Below are 19,322 nucleotides of genomic sequence, written 5' to 3' on the forward strand. Positions count from 1 at the left end.
GGAGTAGTTGGCACGGAACGTTGTGGTGGGTCGAAACGAGTGGGGTCGAGAATGAACCGGATCGGTCGTTGGTTGAGTGCGGTGGCATCGGCAGTGTTCGTGGCGGGCGGCTGTATCGCCGCGGCCGGTCAGGCATCTGCGGACTCCTGTGCGGATGTGCAGGTGGTCTTCGCGCGGGGCACGTTCGAGCCGCCGGGTGTTGGCGGTGTCGGGGACGCGTTCACCGAGGCGCTGCGGGCCAAGGCCGGTGGCAAGTCCGTGGACGTCTACGCGGTGAACTACCCGGCATCCCTTGACTTCGCGACTGCCGCCGACGGCGTCGCCGACGCGAGCAACAAGGTCCAGAGCACGGTCGCGGCCTGCCCGGACAGCAAGATCGTGCTGGGTGGCTTCTCGCAGGGTGCGGCGGTGGCCGCCTACCTCACCGAGGACGCCGTGCCGCAGGGCTTCGCGCTGCCGCCGAGCATCACCGGCCCGCTGCCCGCGGGGGTCGCCGACCATGTCGCCGCGGTGGCGTTGTTCGGCAAGCCGTCGAGCGGCTTCCTGCAGATGATCTACACCGGCGCACCGCCGATCACGGTCGGCAGCCGGTACGCCGCCAAGACCGATGACCTGTGCATCCCGGAGGATCCGGTGTGCTCGCCGACCGGAAGCGACAACAACGCGCACAACCTGTACGCCGCCAACGGGCTGACGGATCAGGCAGCCGACTACGTGGTGGCGCGGCTGAACGGTCAGCGGCAGGACCGCAGTGTCGACCAGGCCTCCGGGCGGTAGGAACCCTCACGGCGTCGCGCGCTATTGTTCGAGCACGTTTTCTCGGACAGGGGTGGGTCAGTGACGGAACAAGAGCAGCAGTTGACGTTCGGGCAGAAGGCCAAGCTGTACCTGCAGGCCGCAGGCGCTTTCGCGCGCAATCCCAAGGCGCTGGTCGCTCTTGTGAAGTACAAGCTGGCGGAGCGGAAGTCGGCCAAAGAAGCGGGCTGACGAAGCTTCACGGTCAGGCCGCACTCGATTGGCGTGCAGCCTGACCGAGCATCTCCACACCCGTGGCGATCTGGGATTCGGTGAGGTTGGCGTAGCCCAGGATCAGCCCGGGTGGTGCCGTGTCGGGATCGGCGTAGCACGGTGCCAGGGCCTCCAGCCGGATGCGTGACTCGGTGGCACGGCGGGTGAACTCCTCGATGGGGAAGCCGGCCGGGAACCGGACCGTGAGGTGCACCCCGGCGGCCGCGCCCAGAACCTCGGCCTGCGGCAGGTGGTGCGACAGTGCGGCCAGTAGGGCCGCGCGCCGGGCCGGGTAGCGGCGGCGCATCTGCCGCAGGTGCCGGTCGTAGCCGCCGGAGGTCAGGAACTGGCTGAAAGCGATCTGGTCCATCACCGAACTACCGGTGTCGGCAAGGCTTTTGGCGGTTCTGACACGATCGATCAGGTGGGCGGGCACGACCATCCATCCGATCCGCAGTCCGGGCGCCAGGGTCTTGCTGGTGGAGCCGACGTACACCACCCGGTCGGGTGCCACCCCCTGCAGTGCGCCCACCGGGGCCCGGTCGTAGCGGTACTCGGCGTCGTAGTCGTCCTCGACGATCAACCGTCCGGGCTGGGCCCATTCCAGGAGTTCGGTGCGCCGGGCCGCCGAGAGCACCACGCCGGTCGGCGATTGGTGGGCCGGGGTGGTCAGCACCGTGGTCGCGCGACTCGCGGTCAACGCGCCGACGTCGATGCCGTTGCCGTCCACGGGGATCGGCAGCGGATCGATGCCGTTGTGCCGCAGAACCATCCGGTGTAGCCAGAATCCCGGATCCTCTGTCGCCACCGGGCCTTCGAGGCAGCGGGCCAGCAGTGCGACGGCTTGCGTTGCGCCCGAGCACAACACGATCAGACGTGGGTCGGCCACCACGCCGCGGGTTCGCCGCAGGTAATCGGCCACCGCGGCGCGCGCGGCAGGCAGGCCGTGCGGGGCCACGTAACCGAACGCGCTGGACTCGATCTCGGCCAGGCCCTGGCGCATGGCCCGCAGCCAGGCCTGACGCGGGAAGCTGGTGAGATCCGGTGAGCCCGGGGCGAAGTCGATGTCGAATCGGGGCCGGGCCCGGTCGGACCGGACGCGGCTGGCGGGAACGGCGTCGACGGCTGCGACGCGGGTGCAGCCGCCCTGGCTGCTGTGCAGGAATCCTTCGGCCGTCAACTGGCCGTAGGCCTCGACCACCAGCCGGCGCGACACCCCGAGGTCGGCGGACAGCACCCGGGTGGACGGCATGCGGGAGCCGGGCGTCAACCGTCCGGACCGGACGGCGTCGCGCAGTCCGTCGGCGAGTTGGCGGTGCAACGGCCGCTTGCTGTCCCGGTCCAATTCGACCAGCAGTTCCGGGGCCGAACTGGTACCCGAAGTTGCCATGGAATTGGAGCCTACTCGGAGACCACTGTGGCGTTAGCGTGATGACATGGCCAACGCTGCGGGCCCGGTGACACGAACCCGGCGCTACCCGGAAGTGGTCCTCGCCGTGTTCGGCGTCTACTCGGTGCTGCTCGGTCTGTTCATGCTGCTGGCGCCGGGCACGTTCTTCGACACGCTCGGCGCCTTCGGCGTGCGCAACGATCACTACATCCTCGACAACGCGTCCTTCGAACTGCCGCTCGGATTGACGATGCTGGCGGCTCTCAAGTGGCCGCGGTGGCGGGTGCCGACGCTGGCGTTCGCCACCCTGCACTGGGCCCTGCATTCGTTGAGCCACCTGATCGACACCAACCACGCGGCAGGCAGCTGGGTCGGTTGGCTGGAAGCCGCGGGCCTGGTGGTGACCACGGTCCTGTTGGCAATTGCATTGCGGATCAGCATGTCCGACGACAAGGCAGGAGAACCATAGATGCGTGTCCTGGTGGCCGGTGCGACCAGTGTCCCCGGAATCCCGTTGTTGCGTGAGCTCAACAGCCGCGGCCACGAGGTCATCGGGGTGACCCGCTCATCGGGAAAGACGGCCCAGATCTCGGCGGCCGGGGCCAAGCCCGTGGTGGCCGACGTCCTCGATGCGGGCCAGATCGATTCCGTGCTGGCCGAATTCGCCCCCGAGGCGGTGGTGAGCCTGCTGACGACGCTGCCGAAGTGGGGTCCGAAGCGGCCCAAGGACTTCCGGCCCGCAACCGAGTTGTGGAGCCGCGGGGCCCCGAATCTGGTGGCCGCCGCCCAGCGGGCCGGTGTACGCCGCGTCGTCGCGGAATCGGTCATCTTCGCGTACGGCTATGGCTCTACCGGGCCGGCGTTGATCGACGAGACCGATCCCTATCCCGGGCCGCCACCGCCGCACGGTGCCGACTTCCTGGAGGCGCTGCGGGGGATGGAACGCACGGTGCTGAGCTCCGCCGAACACAGCGGCACCGAGGGAATCGTGTTGCGGTACGGCGTTTTCTACGGTCCCGGCGTCACTCACGACGATCTGTTCCGCGGGTTGGCCAAGTGGTGGGCTCTGCCGGCACTGACGGGTCCCGGAGTCCTGTCCTGGGTGCACATCGACGACGTGGCCCGGGCCACGGCCGACGCGCTCGACAAGGGCCGGGGCGGGCAGATCTACAACATCGTCGACGACCGCCCGCAGTCGTTCGGCGACTACGCCAGGGAGCTGAGCCGAAAGCTGCACCGGCCGCCACCGGTGCCGATCTCGCATCGGCTGGTGGGACTGGTCGCCTCGTACCCGGCGACCGCGTTCGGGCAGGCGTGGCTGCCGCTGTCGAACGCGAAGGCCAAAGCGGAACTCGGCTGGACGCCTATTCCCCGGTGAACTGCGGCGGGCGCTTCTGGAACATCGCCGTGACGGCCTCGGCCAGATCCTTGGACGGCAGGAAGGCCGAATTCCACGCGGCCACGTAGCGCAGGCTCTCGGCCACCCTGGCGGTGCGCTGCTGGTCGAGTACGTCCTTCACCCCGGCGACGGTCAGCGGCGGGTTGGCGGCGATCTCGGTGGCCGTGGCGTGTGCGGCGGCCAGCGAGGCGTCGGCGTCGGCGTGGACCTCGTTGACCAGACCGATCTTTTCGGCCCGCGCGGCATCGATGTCCTTGCCCGTCAGGACGAGCTCACGCAGATGCCCGTCGGACAGGATCAACGGCAGGCGGGCCAGGCTGCCCACGTCGGCGACGATGGCCAGCTTGGTCTCGCGCACCGAGAACTTGGCGTCGGTGCTGGCGTAGCGGATGTCGACCGCGCTGATCAGATCGACACCGCCGCCGATGCACCAGCCGTGGATCGAGGCGATGGTCGGGGTGCGGCAGTCCGCGACGGCCGTGATGGCCCCCTGCATCTTCCGCAGCGTGGTGTGGAAGTCGGCCCGGGCCTTCGCGCCGGCGTCCAGGCCGGGCAGCGTCGCACCCATCGCGGGCAGGTCGAGGCCGTAGCTGAAGTTCTTGCCCGAGCCGGTCAGCACGATCGCGCGCACCTCGGGGTCGGCGTCGAGGGTGCCGAAGACGTCCGGCATCTCGGCCCAGAACGCCGGACCCATCGCGTTGCCCTTGCCGGGACCCAGCAGCGTCACCTGGGCGACGTGGTCCTTGATCTCGACGGAAACGGACTCGTACGTGTCAGACATGGAGTGGACACTACCGAGTATGGATGAACTCGAAGGCGCCGAGGCCACGCTCGACGTGCTGCAACGCGTGCTCCACGGCATCATCGCGGACGATCTGTCCCGTCCGACCCCTTGTCGCGAGTTCGACGTTGCGGGGCTGACGGACCATCTCCCGAACTCGATCACCCTGATCGGCTCGGCGGCCGGGGCACAGATTCCCGAACGCGACCCCGACACCTCGGTGGAGGACCAGGTGCTCAGCGCGGCGCGGCCTGCCGTGGCGGCGTGGCGAGGGCGCGGGGTCGACGGCACGGTGCCGTTCGGGCAGGGCGAGGCGCCGGCACAGATGATGGCCCGGATCCTGTCTCTGGAATTCCTGGTGCACGCCTGGGATTACGCCGCGGCAACCGGGCAGACGGTCGACGTGCCGGATGAGCAACCGGAGTGCGTCCTGGGGTGGGCGCGGGAGATCATCACGCCCGAGGGACGTGTGCGCGCCGGCTTCGACGACCCGGTCGAGATCGGTGCGGGCGCACGGTCGCTGGACCGGTTGCTGGCCTTTACCGGCCGCAGGCCGACGGGCTAGACGCGCTGCAGGAAGAAGTACAGGTAGCGGCCGTCGACGACGGCGCCCTTGCCGTTCATGATGCCCATCACGGTGTTGTCGTCGACCACCTTGAAGTGGTCGTGCACGGGACGGCCGTCGTAGACCATGGTCGCGGTCACCTCACCGCGGAACTCCTCCAGCCACAGGCTGGCCTCGCCGTTCATGGCCTCGGTGTTGGAGAACTTGTTGCCGTCGCCGTCCAGGCACACCAGCGGCTGCGCTTCGGCGGCAGAGCGGAACGTCTTGCCGAACCAGTTGAGCCGCTTCATGAATCCGTTGGCCTTGTGCCCGGTCTGGAATTCGCCGCCCTTCCACTCACCGAGCATGAAGTCGATGCTGGCGGGCCGGAGCAGCGCCCAGAACGCGTCGAGTTCGGCGTCGGGGATCTGCCCCTCGCGGCTGACGAATCCGTCGAACGTGCCGCGTGCGTCGCTCACTTGGTCTCTCCTGTCCGAGTCCCGGCGTCACCCGCGATCCAGCGTTGGGCGAACTCCAGAAAGGCGTCGTTCTCGTGCGGTGCGCCGATGGTGACCCGCACGCCGTCCTCACCGTACGGGCGCACGATGATGCGGCTGTCGGCGGCCCTGGCTACGAAGTCCAGGGTGCGTTCGGCCAACGGCAGCCAGACGAAGTTGGCCTGCGTCGGCGGGAGTTCGTATCCCGCCTCGCGCAGTGCGGCGCAGACGCGGATGCGTTCGGCCACGACGGCGTCTGTGCGGGCCAGCAGTTCGTCGGCGGCCTCCAGGCTGGCGATCGCTGCGGCCTGGGACACGCTCGTCGCGCTGAAGGGCACGTAGACCTTGCCCAGTGCGGTCACGATCTCCGGGTCGGCGACGGCGTACCCGACCCGCAGCCCGGCCAGCCCGTAGGCCTTCGAGAAGGTGCGCAGAACAACCACATTGCGGTGGGCCCGGACCAATCCGAGGCTGTCGGGCGCCAACCCGTCGCGGATGTACTCCACGTAGGCCTCGTCGAGCACGATCAGGATGTCCGAGGGCACGGCCGCCACGAACCGAGCCAGAGCCTCTGGCTCGACCACGGTGCTGGTCGGGTTGTTCGGGTTGCAGACGAAGATCAGTCGGGTGCGGTCGGTGATCGCCGCGAGCATGGCGTCGAGATCGTGAGTCTCGTCACGCAGGGGCACCGGGACGCCCGTCGCGCCGGCGGTGCGGATCTGCAGCGGATAGATCTCGAAACTGCGCCATCCGTAGACGACTTCGTCGCCGGGGGCGGATGTGATTTGTATCAACTGCTGGCACAGGCTCACCGAACCGCAGCCGACGGCGATGTTCTCCGGCGCGAAGCCGACGTGCTTGGCCAGGTGTTCGCGCAGGTCAAGGTACCCGTTGTCGGGGTAGCGGTTGATGTTCTCGGTGGCTCGCAGGATCGCTTCACGCACGCTGGGCAGCGGCGGGAACACGGTTTCGTTGCTCGCGATCTTGATTGCGCCCGGAACTGTTTTGCCTGGTGCGTACGCCGGAAGGTCGGCCATTTCGGGGCGCAAACGGATACTCACTTGGCCAGGATAGGGGAGGCTGTGTACTGTGTGCCCTCGGCGGTTTCGGGCGACAGGACGGAGTCCGGTACCCTCACAGAAGTTCAAAGGAGGCGTGCCAGAGCGGCCGAATGGGACTCACTGCTAATGAGTTGTCCCCCTTACAGGGGACCGGAGGTTCAAATCCTCTCGCCTCCGCCAAGGTTGACTCGTCAACCGCACAACTGAATAACGCTAGGCGCCCGTAGCTCAACGGATAGAGCATCTGACTACGGATCAGAAGGTTAGGGGTTCGAATCCCTTCGGGCGCACTCTAAAAAAATCGGGGCGCGGTCATCAGACCGCGCCCCGATTTATTTCGTTTGGGAGTGCTACTCGGAGGCGACGGCTGTCGCGATGTCGACGGCCATCTCGCGCAGCACGTCGTCGGTCACGAACTGACGCGCGGTCTGGCGGTCCAGTCGGAGCACGGAGACCAGGAGCTCGATGTGGCCGGCCACCTGGACCCGGGCGAGTTCGAGCGGGAGGTGCAGCCCGTGCAGATCGGCCAGGAACCCGCGCAGCACGGTCACACGATCGTTCATCCACGGCGACCGGCCGGCCACCGTGGATGTCGAGGTCTTCAGCTGTCCGCTGTAGCGGCGCCGCCGCGGCTGCTCGAACACGCCGTGGTGGGTTTGACGCGCGGAAGCCGCAGGCCGCGTCCTCGCCCGCACGCGGATGTCACCCCGCGGGGAATCGCATCCGGTGAATGCCGCCGTGCGCATGACCCTGGCCGTTGCCATGGCGTGTCTGTGACTCATCGTTCCCGTACCTGCCGACAATTGTTGTTTGCCAGTTAACTTTACGGGAACGTCTCAGGTTCAGCTCAGGTTCGAGGCCGGGGCCTCAGTTCCACAGCACCGCGATCGCCGACGCGAGCAGGGGCAACACGCCGGCGGCGATGAACAGGCCCATGACCGGTTGGCCGCCCGCGCGACGCTGGCGCGCGGTGCCGATGCCCAGTACCGCGCCGAGCGCCACCAGGAGGATCAGCTTGGTGCCGATCTTGGGGTAGTTCAGGACGATGCCGGCCGGCCAGGGTGCGGCCAGGGCCACGCCGGTGATGAGAGACAGCGTCATGCCGTAGGTCATCACCGGGGTGATCAGGAAGCGTCGGGCCGCGGCCTCGGCGATCCAGGCGCCGACCATGACTGCGAAACCGATGAGATGTGCATAAACAACTACGTTGCGTAGTAGATCCATGCGTCGGAGTGTAAGCGGCGCGAGATCCCGGGCTCGTCGGTATCCGTCAACTAGTCTCGGCTGGATGCGGCTGCTGCTGATCGCCGATACCCACGTACCCAAGCGCGCCAAGGACCTCCCGGCTCAGGTGTGGGATGAGGTGGACCTGGCGGATGTCGTTGTCCACGCCGGTGATTGGGTCGACCCCGCACTGCTCGACGCGCTCAGCTCACGTGCGGCGCACCTGATCGGCTGCTGGGGCAACAACGACGGGGCGGAACTGCGCAGGCGACTGCCCGAGCGGGCCGACGTGACACTGGACGGTCTGCGATTCACCGTCGTGCACGAGACCGGTGCGGCCACCGGGCGGGAGGCCCGGATGGCCAGGGACTATCCCGGAACCGACGTCCTGGTCTTCGGGCACAGTCACATCCCGTGGGATACCACCGCGAGAACCGGTCTGCGCCTGCTGAATCCGGGGTCACCGACCGACCGTCGGCGCCAGCCGTACTGCACCTACATGACGGCGCGCATCGCCTCGGGGGTGCTGTCTGATGTCAGCCTGCACACGCTGGACGGCTAGCCGGCTTCCTCCTGGCATATCAGCTCGATGTGCTTGGTGGCCCAATCGCTGAGCGGTTCAAGGGATCCGAGCAACTCCCGGCCTGCGGGCGTCATGGAGTACTCCACCCGCGGCGGCACCTCGTGATAGCTCTCCCGGTGCACCACGCCATGACGCTGGAGTTCCTTGAGGTGCTGGGTCAGCATCTTCTGGGACACCCCGGGCAGGCTGCGGTGCAGCGCGTTGAAGCGCTTCGGTCCGGCCTGAAGCTCCCAGAGGATGAGCGGTTTCCACTTTCCGTCGACCACGGCGAACGCCGCATCGAGTCCGCAGGTGTACTTGCCCAGCTGGCTCATGGCAGGATCCTTGCAGTTCAGGGCCAATAGTTTCAAAAAAGTAAGTATCCCACTTTTTAGTGGGTACTTGTCCTGTAGTCAGTGTCTCTCCAACGATGGTGGCATGACAACCACACGCCATTCGGTCAGTTTTCTCGGTCTGGGCGAGATGGGATCGGAGCTGGCCCGCACAGCTCTCAGAGCGGGGCACCCGACCATCGTCTGGAACCGCACGGCCGCGCGGGCCGCGGCGCTCGTCGACGAAGGCGCCACCGCAGCGACGGATGCGGCCGGGGCTCTCGACGCGGACCTAATCGTGGTGTGCCTGTTCGACCAGGCGTCGGTGCACGAGGTCCTCGACCCGGTGGCGCACCTGCTGGCCGGGCGCCGGGTGGTGAACCTGACCACGACGTCACCGGAGGGGGCACGTGAGCTGGCCCGGTGGGCGGCCGGGCACGGGGCCGACTATCTCGACGGCGGCATCATGGCGACGCCGGAGATGATCGCGACGCCGCAGTCGGCGATCCTCTACAGCGGCTCGGCCACGTTGTTCGAGGACCATCGGACGTTGTTGGAAATCTGGGGTGGCGCTGAGTACTTCGGCGACGACGCCGGCATGGCGTCGCTGTACGACCTGGCGCTCCTGTCGGCCATGTACGTGATGTTCGCCGGCTTTTTCCACGGCGCTGCGATGGTCGGAGCGGCCGGAGTACCCGCGAAGGAGTTCGCCACCCGCACCGCCGCGTGGCTGCCGGCACTGATGCCCTCGCTCGCCGACTACGCCTCCGTCATCGACGGAGGGGACTACGCCGTCCCCGGCCAGCAGAGCCTGCTCTTCTCCGATATCAGTGACATCGTCGACGCCAGCCGCGACCAGGGGATCAGCACCGAGGTCGTCGACGTGGTGCAGCGGCTCATCCACCGGCAGATCGATGCCGGGCACGGCGATGACGGCTTCGCGCGCGTCATCGAGAGCATCAAGAAGGGGGCGGCCGCATGACCGTGAGCGTGCTCGGCCTGGGGCCGATGGGACAGGCGCTGGCCGGGGCGTTGGTGGCGGCGAATCATCGCACCACCGTGTGGAATCGGACACCTGCCAAGGCCGGCGCGCTGCGTGCCCGCGGTGCGGTGTTGGCCGATTCGCCCGCGGAGGCGGTGGCGGCCAGTGACCTCATCCTGGTCAACGTCGTCGATCAGGCCGCCGCGGACGCAGTGCTGGGCGCCGCGGGTGACGCGATCGCGGGCAGGGTGGTCGTGGGTTTGTCCTCAGACGTCCCCGATTCGGCGCACCGTACGGAGGAGCTGGTGACCGCACGCGGCGGGCGCTACCTCGACGGGGCCATCATGACGCCGACCGACACCATCGGAACCCCTGGCGCCAGTATTCTTTTCGCCGGACCGCGCGATCTCTTCGACGCCCACCGGACCGTGTTCGACGCGCTCGCGACGGTCAGCTGGGTCGGCGCGGACATCGGCCGCGCCGCGGCCTTCGACATGGCGCTGCTCGATGTGTTCTGGACCTCGGTCAGTGGATTCGTGCACGCCCTCGCGATGGCCCGTGCGCACGGCATCGCCCCCACCGAGCTGCTGCCGCACGCGAACAACATCGCCGCGATCCTGCCGCCGGTCTTCGGCGAGATCGCCGAACGCACCGAAGCGGACCGTCACAGCGACGCCAGTGCCCCGGTGTCCTCGGTGGCCGCCTCGGTCCGGCACCTGGTCGCTGCGTCACATTCGGCGGGCTTGGATGCCGGCGCCCTGGAGGCGTTCCGGGGTTACGTGGACGCGGCGGTCGCCGCCGGGCACGGAGCCGACGAGATCAGCCGGATCATTCCGTCAGCCGTGACCGTGCCTACACCCTGAGGTGGCACGCTCTTCGGTATGGAGCAGAAGCCACCCACCGCAGTCATCGAGGCAGCCAACCGCGCGCATCTGAAGAACCTGCCGTTCGAGGACACCAGGGATATCGAGGACGCCGACCGCGGATTCATCGGGGCGCTCGACCCGTGTGTGGTGAAGGCAGCCGACGGAAGGGTGGTGTGGGACAACGATGCCTACTCGTTCCTGGAAGGGGACGCGCCGGCATCGGTGCATCCCAGCCTGTGGCGCCAGTCGCAACTGTGCGCCAAACAGGGCCTCTACGAGGTGGTCGAGGGCATTTACCAGGTGCGTGGACTGGACATCTCGAACATCAGCTTCATCGAGGGCGAGACCGGTGTCATCGTCATCGACCCGTTGATCTCCACCGAGGTGGCGGCCGCGGCATTCGGCCTGTACCGCGCGCACCGCGGAGATCGGCCGGTGGTCGCCGTCATCTACACGCACAGCCACGGTGACCACTTCGGCGGAGTCCTCGGCGTCACCTCCCAGGCCGACGTCGACGCGGGCAAGGTTGCGGTATTGGCACCCGAGGGTTTCGTCGAGCACGCGGTGCAGGAGAACGTCTATGCCGGTACCGCGATGACCCGCCGCGCCACCTACATGTACGGCACGCAGCTCGATCGTGGGCCACAGGGGCAGGTGGGTTGTGGCCTCGGCCAGAACACGTCGACGGGTGAGGTGGCGATGATCGTGCCCACCATCGACATCCGCCACACGGGTGAAACCCACACCATCGACGGCGTCGAGATCGAGTTCCAGATGGCGCCCGGTACCGAGGCGCCCGCCGAGATGCACTTCTACTTTCCCAAGTTCCGGGCGCTGTGCATGGCCGAGAACGCCACCCACAATCTGCACAACCTGCTGACCCTGCGCGGTGCGTTGGTGCGCGATCCGCACGGCTGGGCGGGTTACCTCACCGAGGCCATCGACACGTTCGCCGACCGCGCCGACGTGGTCTTCGCATCGCACCACTGGCCCACCTGGGGCCGCGAGCGGATCGTGGAATTCCTTTCGCTGCAACGGGATCTATACGCCTACCTGCACGACCAGACGCTGCGTCAGCTCAACCAGGGATACACCGGGATCGAGATCGCCGAGCAGTTCCAGCTGCCGCCGGCATTGGAGAAAGCCTGGCATGCCCACGGCTACTACGGCTCGGTCAACCACAATGTCAAAGCGATCTACCAGCGCTACATGGGCTGGTTCGACGGCAACCCGGGGCGGTTGTGGCCGCATCCGCCCGAGGCGCTCGCGCCCCGTTACGTGGCGGCGATGGGGGGTGCCGACCGAGTCGTCGAGCTTGCCCAACAGGCCTTCGACACCGGTGACTTCCGCTGGGCGGCAACCCTTCTGGACCACGTGATGTTCACCGATGCCGAGCATGCCGCGGCGCGGGAGCTCTATGCCGACACCTTCGAGCAGCTGGCCTACGGGGCGGAGAACGCCACCTGGCGCAACTTCTTCCTTTCCGGTGCCACCGAGCTGCGCCACGGCAAGTTCGGTACCGCGGGGCAGGTGACGGCGCCGACGATGCTGGCCCAACTGAGTCCAGAGCAGATGTTCGACGTCCTCGCCATCAGCCTCAACGGACCCCGGGCGTGGGATCTCGACCTGGCGATCGACGTGACGTTCCTCGATACCGGCGTCAACTACCGGGTGACCGTCAGCAACGGGGTGCTGGTCTACCGCAAGGTCGATGCCGACGAGGCCAGTGCGGGCACCACCGTGAAGCTGGCGAACAAGCTGCGACTGCTGGCCGTCGCGGCGGGCGACACGAGTTCCCCGGACTGGAGGTGGCCGGCGACGCCGACGCCCTGCCGTCCCTGTTGGCGGCGCTGGACCGGCCCGATCCGAACTTCGACATCGTGACGCCGTGAGGTGAACGGAACTTTACATATATAGACATGAGGTAAAAATCTCGAACTTGTATTGACAAGTTGTGGTGATGCGGACCACAGTATCCGCATGGGAAATCACCACAGCTACGACGTCGTCGTGGTCGGCGCAGGCATCGTCGGCCTGGCGCACGCCTATCACGCGCATCAGCGGGGACTGAGCGTCGCCGTTGTCGATCACGCCGACGGTGTCGTCGGCGCATCGGTCCAGAACTTCGGCCACGCTTGCATCACCGCGCAGTCCGGTATCGCGCGGGACTACGCCCGCAACGGGCGCCGGCACTGGCTGGACCTGTCCCTCAAGGCGGGGTTCTGGTCGGCCGAGTCGGGCACCTTCTGCGTCGCCCGCCACGACGACGAACTCGCCGTGATGGGCGAGTTCGCCGCTGAGCGCGGGGCCGACGAGGTGCGGCTGCTGAGCCGCGAGCAGATCCTCAAGCAGATCCCCGTAGTGTCGTCCGGGGTCACCGGCGGCATGTACCTGCCGAACGACCTGCAGGTCGATCCGCGTACGGCCGCACCGTCGATCGCACGGTGGCTCGCCAGTGAAGGTGTCGACTTCCATTGGCGTACCGCGGCTTCCGGGTTCGAGCCGGGGGTGGTGCACACTTCGCGCGGACCGCTGCGCGCGGGTACGACATTCGTCACGGTCAACTACGACGTCGACCGGCTCTTCCCGGCGCTGGCCGAACGCGACGGTCTGCTGCGGTGCCGGCTGCACATGCTGCGGGCCCGGTTGCCGCTGGCCTTCACCCTGCCCGCGCCGCTGTTCACCGGTTGGTCGCTGCTTAGATATTCGGGATTCGAGGGACTGCCGAGTACCGAAGCGGTGGCCGACAGGTTGCGCGCCGAACACCCCGATTACGTCGCGATCGACCTGCACCAGATGTACACCCCGCAGCCCGACGGCTCGCTGCTGATCGGCGACACCCACTACCGCGACATCTCCGCGCCGCCGTTCCAATCCGAAGAGGGCTTCGCCGTCCTTCTCGATGAGGCCCGGAAACTGTTCGGGGTCAATGACATCGAGGTATCCGAGCGCTGGCAGGGCGTGTACACCTCTGCTCCCGGTCAGGAATTCCTGATCGAACAGCCCGTCGAGGGCACCCACGTCGTCACCGTCACCACCGGTATCGGCATGACCACCAGCATGGGCCTCGCCCACGCCAGCGTCGGCAACGCGCTGGACCGACTCGTCGCCACCGTCTGAACGATCCAACTCGAAGGGATAAACCAATGGGAACCAAAGCAACTGATCCGATCAGCCTCGTCGTGTTCGACATGGCCGGAACCACCGTCGAGGACAGCGGGCTGGTTCAGCAGTCCTTCCTGGCTGCCGACAATCACGCGGGTCTGTCGAAGACCGACGCCGACCGCGAGGAGATGCTGCGCTACGTCTCCGACACCATGGGGCAGTCCAAGATCGTGGTCTTCCGGCACCTGGCCAAGGGCAACGAGGAGCAGGCGCAGGCCGCGAACAAGGAGTTCGAACGCTGCTACGCCCAGCTGGTATCAGAGGGCAACTGCAGCCCCATCCCGGGCGCTGAAGATGTCATTACATCTTTGCGGTCCAGCGGCATCAAGACCGCGCTGACCACCGGATTCGCCCGGGAGACCCAGGCGGCCATCATCGACGCGCTCGGCTGGCACAACCTCGCCGACCTGGTGTTGTGCCCGTCGCCGGGCGTGCGGGGCCGGCCGTATCCGGACATGGCGCTGACCGCGCTGATGCAGACCGAAACCGATTCGGTGCGTTCGATGATCGTGCTGGGCGACTCTTCCTCGGACGTCATCAGCGGGCTACGTGCGGGCGCACGGGCCTCGATCGGAGTGCTGACCGGCGCCCACAACCGGACCCAGCTCTCCGACGCGGGCGCCACGCACATCCTCGACAGCGTCGCCGACCTTCCCGCCCTGGTGGCAGCTCTGCGATAGTTCACCCCACCACCACAGCCCTTGCGGCGGTCGGTCGTAGGCCGCTCCTCCCGACCGCCGCACTTCCTCTCTGCACCGTTCTCGCAAGAGAAACCTGCCTTTGACGTTCGGCCACACTCGCTCGGCAATCTGCCCCGGCCCGTCAGCACACCGCCTGCCTGCAGCACGCCCACCAGAGGTGCATTCTCATGACCCAAACCGCGATTCCCACCACGCCATCGACCATTCCGCGCTACAAGCGCTGGCGCTTCCAGATCTTCGCCGTCACCTGGATCGCCTATGCCGGTTTCTATTTCACCCGCCAGGCTTTCTCCGTCGCCAAGCTCGGCATCCTCGAAGACCCGATCCTCAGCACGCACCTGACCAAGAGCACCTTGGCCAACCTCGATGCGGCCTACCTCGCCGCCTACGCCGCCGGGCAGTTCGTCTGGGGCCAGGTCTCCGACCGCTTCGGCCCACGGGTGGTCATCCTCGGCGGACTGGCAATATCAGCGATCGCCACCGTCTTCATGGGCCTGCTGCCCGCGTTGGTGTTCCTGTTGCCGCTGATGATCGTGCAAGGCCTGGCCCAGTCCACCGGCTGGTCCCCGACGCTGAGCAACATGGCCCAGTTCTTCTCGATCGGAGAACGCGGTCGGGTTCTCGGATTGTGGAGCACCAACTACGCATTCGGCGGCCTGGTGGCCGCACCGATCCTGGGCTGGGCCGCCTACGACGTGTTCGGTTCGTGGCGGGCGGCGTTTTTCACCGGGGCCGCCATCGTGGTCGGGGTGTTCGTGCTCGTGCTGCTGTTCCAGCGCAACCGCCCGCAGGACGTCGGATTGCCGCCGATCGAGGAGTACCGGGCATCCCAGGACGCCCGGGAAGGTGTCGAACTCGATGAGTCGCCCGAGGCCGAGGCGGTCGCCGAACCGGCCACGTCATGGCGGGAATCACTGAAGGCGGTGCTGAGTGACAGCATGGTGAGAACCCTTGGCGCGTCGTACTTCCTGCTCAAGCCGGCCCGCTACGCGATCCTGCTGTGGGGCCCGGTGATCGTCGCCGAACGGCTGGTGGACGGGGACAAGTTCCAGGCCGTGACCATCCCGGTGGCATTCGGCGTCGCAGGTGTGATCGCTCCGATCCTGCTCGGCCGGATCTCGGATCGGGTCTTCAACGCGCGACGGGTGCCGGCCTGTGTGATCAGCCTGGCGATCCTGGTTGCGGTGCTGGCGCTGTTCGGTCCGCTCACCGCGACCGGGAGTGCCTGGGTCATGGTGGTGGTGCTCGGTCTGATCGGGCTGAGCGTCTACGGCGCCGACGCGATGATCTCCTGTGTCGCCGCGGTGGACTTCGGTACTTCCAAGCACGCCGGTACCGCGGCCGGCTTCATCAACTGCTGCGGTTCGGTCGGTGCGATTCTCGGCGGACTGCTGCCCGGCTACCTGAGTACGTCGACGCTGTTCTACGGATTCGCCGGTGCCGCACTGCTCTCCATGCTGCTGCTCATCCCGCACTGGAACCGGATGCCCGCCGCAGACTAACCCCCCGCGAGCAGACGTAAAGTCGCACTCTCCGAACCCGGAGGGTGCGACTTTATGTCTGCTCGGCGGAGGAGAACTTGGTGCGGGCGTTGACGATGCTGAACGTGACCACGTCCGGTCGGTAACGGTCATCGGCGCATTCGAAGACGACACCGTGCTGATCGCGCGAGACGCGTCGCTCCCGCAACAGGGGACTGCCCGGTGCGATCCCGAGATTCGCCGCGTCGTCGGGCCCGGCCGCGACCGCGTCGAGAACGTGCTCCATGGAGTCGAAGTACACGCCGCGGCCGGCGAGGTAATCGGTCATCGAGCCCGAGTCGGTGTCGAATTCGAACAGCAGGGATCCCACGGATTCGATGAACGTGCTGCGCTCGATCATCGCCGGCTCACCGTCGAGCAGGCGTACGCGCAGCACCTCGACCACGAAGTCGTCGGCCGTCAAACCCAATGCCTCGATGGCGGTTTCGGAAGCGCGGCGGCGCGCCACCTCGATCGTGCGGTTACCCGCCGTACGGCCGACGCGCTCGGCCCACTGGGTGAACGGCGTGAAGGTGTCCAGCGTCTGTGTGGCGTCATGGCTGCGGACCACCGCCGGCTTGCCGCGCGAGACCCGGATCAGGCCTTCGTTCTTCAGGGTGGCCAGGGCCTGGCGCACCGGCCCGCGGGACACGTCGAACTCCGCGCACAGTGCGCTCTCGGTGGGCAGCGGCTGACCGATGGCGTAGTCCCCACGCGTGATGCGCTGGCGCAACTCGGCGGCGACGTGCTCGTGGCGCGAACGGGGCCCCGCCATCCGCATCACCTTTCGGTCAGGTTGTCATGACAAGTTTGCTACTGGGCTACAGTACCGTGCCCTGCTCAGGGCAGGCCGCCGTCCACCCGCAGGATGGAGCCGGTGGTGAAGCTGGATGCGTCCGACATCAGAAACAGTGCGGCGCCGACGATCTCGGGTGGGTTGCCGGCCCGTCGCAGGGCGAGGTGGCCGAACGGCTCGCCGGCCATGTCCCAGGCCTTGCTGACATCGGTGAGAAACGGCCCGGCCATCAGGGTGTTGACCCGCACGGTCGGCCCGAACGCCTTGGCCAGGCCTTCGGTCATGGCGTTCAGACCGGCCTTGGCTGCGGCGTAGGGCAGCATGTACTGGTCGGGGCGCAGCGATCCGGATGAGCTGACGTTGATGATCGCGCCGCCGCCGTCGGCCGCCATGCGTTCACCGAGTAGGGCCGAAAGCCGGAACGGCCCTTTGAGATTCAGGTTGAAGACCGAGTCGAACAGTTTCTCGGTGACCGAGCCGAGCGATTCGTACAGCGGTGACATGCCGGCGTTATTGACCAGCACATCGACCTTCCCGAACCGCTCGTAGGTCGCCTCGACCAGACCGTCGAGCTGATCCCAGCGGCCCACGTGCACCTGGTACGGCAGGGCGGCGCGACCGGTGGCCGCGGCGATCTCCTCGGCCGCGGCCACGCAGGAATCCAGGTTGCGGCTGGCGATCACCACGTCGGCGCCGCAGCGCGCCGCCGCGAGCGCGATCTCGCGGCCCAGCCCGCGGCTGCCGCCGGTGACCAGCACCACCCGGTCGGTGAGGTCGAACAACTCGTCGGCATATCCCATGGTGATGACCCTCTCCGGCCGTCGCGCACCGCGGCCCTATGGTGGCACGGTGCAACTGCTTCTGGTCCGACATGCTTTACCGCTGCGCAGCGAGCCCGGTCAAGGGTCCGACCCCGACCTGTCCGAGGAAGGCATCGCGCAGGCGGAGCGCCTGCCCGCCGCCCTGTCCCGGTTCCCCGTCAGCCGGCTCGTCAGCAGCCCGCAGCGGCGCGCGATCCAGACCGCCGGACCGCTCGCCGCCGAGCTGGGACTGCAGGTCGAGGTCGACGAACGGCTCGCCGAGTACGACCGCGACATGTCGCACTACGTGCCGATCGAGGAGATCGCGAAGGAGAACCCCGAAGAGCTGGCCCGGCTGGTGAGCGGGCATCTGCCCAGCAGCGTGGACGAGAACGCCTTCATGGCGCGCATCAATGCGGCCGTCGAGGAGCTGGTGGCCGCCGGCGACCATGACGGCACCGTCGCGGTGTTCAGCCACGGCGGCGTGATCAACGTGCTGCTGCACCAGATCCTGGGCACCGAGCGGCTGCTGTCCTTCCACGTCGACTACGCCTCGGTCACCCGGCTGCTGTCGTCCCGCTCGGGCAAGCTGGCCGTCGCCTCGGTGAACGGCACCGAGCACGTATGGGACCTGCTGCCGCGAAACGTGCGGTGGTAAACAATGACCGTGACGAATCTGGAGGGCCTCGACCTCGCCGCGCTGGACCGGCACCTGCGTTCCGAGGGCATTGCCCGCAGCGGTGAGCTCCGCGCCGAACTGATCGCCGGTGGCCGCTCCAACCTGACCTTCCGGGTGCATGACGACGCCTCGGCGTGGGTGTTGCGGCGTCCGCCGCTGCACGGTCTGACCCCGTCCGCGCACGACATGGCCCGCGAGTACAAGGTGGTGGCGGCCCTGTCAGGCACCGCGGTGCCGGTGGCCCGTGCGGTGACGATGAGCAACGACGACTCCGTGCTGGGGGCGCCGTTCCAGATGGTCGAGAACGTCGCGGGCCAGGTGGTCCGCAGCGCTTCGGAACTTGCCGCGATGGGCGACGAGCAGGTCATCAGCGACAGCGTCGACGCCCTGATCCGGGTGCTGGCCGACCTGCACGCGGTCGACCCCGACGCGGTCGGTCTCAGCGACTTCGGCAAGCCCGCGGGCTATCTGGAACGCCAGGTGCGCCGCTGGGGTTCGCAGTGGGACCTGGTCCGCCTGCCCGACGATCCCCGCGACGACGACGTCAAGCGCCTGCATCAGGCGCTGGCGGATTCGGTTCCGGCGCAGAGCCGCAACTCGATCGTCCACGGTGACTACCGCATCGACAACACCATCCTGGACGCACAGGACCCGACGAAGGTCCTCGCGGTGCTGGACTGGGAGCTGTCCACCCTGGGTGACCCGTTGAGCGACGCCGCGCTGATGTGCGTGTACCGCGACCCGATGTTCAACCTGATCCTGAGCATGGAAGCGGCGTGGAGCTCGCCGCAGATGCCGTCGGCCGACGATCTGGCCAACCGGTACTCGGTGCAGTCCGGCCAGGAGCTGGCGCACTGGGATTTCTACATGGCGCTGGCCTACTTCAAGGCAGCCATCATTGCCGCGGGCATCGACTTCCGTGCGCGTCAGGGCTCCGAGGCGCCGGGGAGTTCAAGCGTCGGCGCGGCGGTGGCCCCGGCGATCGCCTCGGGACTGAGCGCCCTGGGCTGAGGTG

General features: G+C 67.5%; 22 protein-coding genes, 2 tRNA genes and 1 pseudogene. 16 read left to right on the forward strand and 9 right to left on the reverse strand.

What is annotated here, in order from left to right:
* Positions 1-51 precede the first annotated feature (51 nt).
* Together ACNQVK_RS06520 and ACNQVK_RS06525 are read left to right on the forward strand one after the other, a co-directional pair.
* Entirely contained in the window at positions 52-777 is a 726-nt protein-coding gene (locus ACNQVK_RS06520) for a cutinase family protein (protein ID WP_409547987.1), read from the forward strand.
* 60 nt (positions 778-837) lie between these two features.
* Positions 838-987: a hypothetical protein gene (locus ACNQVK_RS06525; RefSeq protein WP_162563056.1), complete on the forward strand. Its 150-nt coding sequence runs from the start codon at positions 838-840 to the stop codon at positions 985-987.
* Between the two features lie 13 nt (positions 988-1,000).
* Here ACNQVK_RS06525 and ACNQVK_RS06530 read toward each other — a convergent pair whose 3' ends face one another.
* Positions 1,001-2,398, reverse strand: coding sequence for a PLP-dependent aminotransferase family protein (locus ACNQVK_RS06530; RefSeq protein WP_418028877.1), 1,398 nt, complete (start codon positions 2,396-2,398; stop codon positions 1,001-1,003).
* Between the two features lie 46 nt (positions 2,399-2,444).
* Between ACNQVK_RS06530 and ACNQVK_RS06535 the strand changes: the two genes are divergently transcribed.
* Both ACNQVK_RS06535 and ACNQVK_RS06540 read left to right on the forward strand, forming a co-directional pair.
* Positions 2,445-2,867 carry a hypothetical protein gene (locus ACNQVK_RS06535; protein WP_418028878.1) on the forward strand — a complete coding sequence of 141 codons (423 nt, stop codon included), beginning with the start codon at positions 2,445-2,447 and terminating at the stop codon, positions 2,865-2,867.
* The gene (locus ACNQVK_RS06540; protein WP_418028879.1) at positions 2,868-3,776 is read left to right on the forward strand and encodes an NAD-dependent epimerase/dehydratase family protein; all 909 of its coding nucleotides are present in this window, start codon (positions 2,868-2,870) and stop codon (positions 3,774-3,776) included.
* Here ACNQVK_RS06540 and ACNQVK_RS06545 read toward each other — a convergent pair.
* On the reverse strand, positions 3,763-4,578 hold the full coding sequence (locus ACNQVK_RS06545; RefSeq protein WP_418028880.1) for a crotonase/enoyl-CoA hydratase family protein: 816 nt from the start codon (positions 4,576-4,578) through the stop codon (positions 3,763-3,765). The genes ACNQVK_RS06540 and ACNQVK_RS06545 overlap by 14 nt on opposite strands.
* 19 nt (positions 4,579-4,597) lie before the next feature.
* On the opposite strand from ACNQVK_RS06545, the gene ACNQVK_RS06550 reads away from it, so the two are divergent.
* Positions 4,598-5,143 carry a TIGR03086 family metal-binding protein gene (locus ACNQVK_RS06550; RefSeq protein WP_418028881.1) on the forward strand — a complete coding sequence of 182 codons (546 nt, stop codon included), beginning with the start codon at positions 4,598-4,600 and terminating at the stop codon, positions 5,141-5,143.
* On the opposite strand, the gene ACNQVK_RS06555 is transcribed toward ACNQVK_RS06550, so the two are convergent.
* Both ACNQVK_RS06555 and hisC read right to left on the reverse strand, forming a co-directional pair.
* Complete coding sequence (locus ACNQVK_RS06555; RefSeq protein WP_418028882.1) at positions 5,140-5,601, reverse strand: DUF4334 domain-containing protein; 462 nt, start codon at positions 5,599-5,601, stop codon at positions 5,140-5,142. The two genes, ACNQVK_RS06550 and ACNQVK_RS06555, sit on opposite strands and share 4 nt — an antisense overlap.
* On the reverse strand, positions 5,598-6,680 hold the full coding sequence (gene hisC, locus ACNQVK_RS06560; protein WP_418028883.1) for a histidinol-phosphate transaminase: 1,083 nt from the start codon (positions 6,678-6,680) through the stop codon (positions 5,598-5,600). The genes ACNQVK_RS06555 and hisC overlap by 4 nt, the downstream gene beginning before the upstream one ends.
* Positions 6,681-6,768: 88 nt before the next feature.
* Here hisC and ACNQVK_RS06565 point away from each other — a divergent pair.
* Both ACNQVK_RS06565 and ACNQVK_RS06570 read left to right on the forward strand, forming a co-directional pair.
* Positions 6,769-6,860: transfer RNA gene (locus ACNQVK_RS06565), tRNA-Ser, on the forward strand.
* Positions 6,861-6,897: 37 nt separating this feature from the next.
* Positions 6,898-6,970, forward strand: a tRNA-Arg gene (locus tag ACNQVK_RS06570).
* A gap of 60 nt (positions 6,971-7,030) precedes the next feature.
* On the opposite strand, the gene ACNQVK_RS06575 is transcribed toward ACNQVK_RS06570, so the two are convergent.
* Positions 7,031-7,444 (reverse strand): hypothetical protein, encoded by a 414-nt coding sequence (locus ACNQVK_RS06575; RefSeq protein ID WP_276129996.1) that lies wholly within the window; start codon positions 7,442-7,444, stop codon positions 7,031-7,033.
* 103 nt (positions 7,445-7,547) lie between these two features.
* Entirely contained in the window at positions 7,548-7,904 is a 357-nt protein-coding gene (locus ACNQVK_RS06580; RefSeq protein WP_409548010.1) for a Fe-S protein, read from the reverse strand.
* 64 nt (positions 7,905-7,968) lie between these two features.
* Here ACNQVK_RS06580 and ACNQVK_RS06585 point away from each other — a divergent pair, with 64 nt between their 5' ends.
* On the forward strand, positions 7,969-8,466 hold the full coding sequence (locus tag ACNQVK_RS06585; RefSeq protein ID WP_418028884.1) for a metallophosphoesterase family protein: 498 nt from the start codon (positions 7,969-7,971) through the stop codon (positions 8,464-8,466).
* On the opposite strand, the gene ACNQVK_RS06590 is transcribed toward ACNQVK_RS06585, so the two are convergent.
* Positions 8,463-8,801 carry a winged helix-turn-helix transcriptional regulator gene (locus ACNQVK_RS06590; RefSeq protein ID WP_418028885.1) on the reverse strand — a complete coding sequence of 113 codons (339 nt, stop codon included), beginning with the start codon at positions 8,799-8,801 and terminating at the stop codon, positions 8,463-8,465. The two genes, ACNQVK_RS06585 and ACNQVK_RS06590, sit on opposite strands and share 4 nt — an antisense overlap.
* 103 nt (positions 8,802-8,904) lie before the next feature.
* Here ACNQVK_RS06590 and ACNQVK_RS06595 point away from each other — a divergent pair, with 103 nt between their 5' ends.
* The 6 genes and pseudogenes from ACNQVK_RS06595 (at position 8,905) to ACNQVK_RS06620 (ending at position 16,014) form a co-directional block, all read left to right on the forward strand.
* The gene (locus ACNQVK_RS06595; RefSeq protein ID WP_418028886.1) at positions 8,905-9,780 is read left to right on the forward strand and encodes an NAD(P)-dependent oxidoreductase; all 876 of its coding nucleotides are present in this window, start codon (positions 8,905-8,907) and stop codon (positions 9,778-9,780) included.
* Positions 9,777-10,643 carry an NAD(P)-dependent oxidoreductase gene (locus ACNQVK_RS06600; protein WP_418028887.1) on the forward strand — a complete coding sequence of 289 codons (867 nt, stop codon included), beginning with the start codon at positions 9,777-9,779 and terminating at the stop codon, positions 10,641-10,643. The genes ACNQVK_RS06595 and ACNQVK_RS06600 overlap by 4 nt, the downstream gene beginning before the upstream one ends.
* A gap of 18 nt (positions 10,644-10,661) precedes the next feature.
* Positions 10,662-12,538: pseudogene (locus ACNQVK_RS06605) on the forward strand (alkyl/aryl-sulfatase).
* Positions 12,539-12,626: 88 nt separating this feature from the next.
* A complete protein-coding gene (locus ACNQVK_RS06610) occupies positions 12,627-13,766 on the forward strand; it encodes a TIGR03364 family FAD-dependent oxidoreductase (protein WP_418028888.1) in 1,140 nt (379 codons plus the stop codon).
* A gap of 26 nt (positions 13,767-13,792) precedes the next feature.
* Positions 13,793-14,491: a phosphonatase-like hydrolase gene (locus ACNQVK_RS06615; protein ID WP_418028890.1), complete on the forward strand. Its 699-nt coding sequence runs from the start codon at positions 13,793-13,795 to the stop codon at positions 14,489-14,491.
* 188 nt (positions 14,492-14,679) lie between these two features.
* Positions 14,680-16,014, forward strand: coding sequence for an MFS transporter (locus tag ACNQVK_RS06620; RefSeq protein ID WP_418028891.1), 1,335 nt, complete (start codon positions 14,680-14,682; stop codon positions 16,012-16,014).
* Positions 16,015-16,066: 52 nt separating this feature from the next.
* Here ACNQVK_RS06620 and ACNQVK_RS06625 read toward each other — a convergent pair whose 3' ends face one another.
* Positions 16,067-16,807, reverse strand: a complete 741-nt coding sequence (locus ACNQVK_RS06625) for a GntR family transcriptional regulator (protein ID WP_418028892.1) — start codon at positions 16,805-16,807, stop codon at positions 16,067-16,069.
* Between the two features lie 65 nt (positions 16,808-16,872).
* Positions 16,873-17,628, reverse strand: a complete 756-nt coding sequence (locus ACNQVK_RS06630; RefSeq protein ID WP_418028893.1) for an SDR family NAD(P)-dependent oxidoreductase — start codon at positions 17,626-17,628, stop codon at positions 16,873-16,875.
* A 49-nt stretch (positions 17,629-17,677) separates the two neighbouring features.
* On the opposite strand from ACNQVK_RS06630, the gene ACNQVK_RS06635 reads away from it, so the two are divergent.
* Positions 17,678-18,286, forward strand: a complete 609-nt coding sequence (locus ACNQVK_RS06635; RefSeq protein ID WP_418033999.1) for a histidine phosphatase family protein — start codon at positions 17,678-17,680, stop codon at positions 18,284-18,286.
* Between the two features lie 9 nt (positions 18,287-18,295).
* A complete protein-coding gene (locus ACNQVK_RS06640; protein WP_418034001.1) occupies positions 18,296-19,318 on the forward strand; it encodes a phosphotransferase family protein in 1,023 nt (340 codons plus the stop codon).
* Positions 19,319-19,322 lie beyond the last annotated feature (4 nt).

Origin of the sequence: Mycobacterium sp. 134 (assembly GCF_048282715.1) — a bacterium.
Lineage (GTDB): Bacteria > Actinomycetota > Actinomycetes > Mycobacteriales > Mycobacteriaceae > Mycobacterium > Mycobacterium septicum.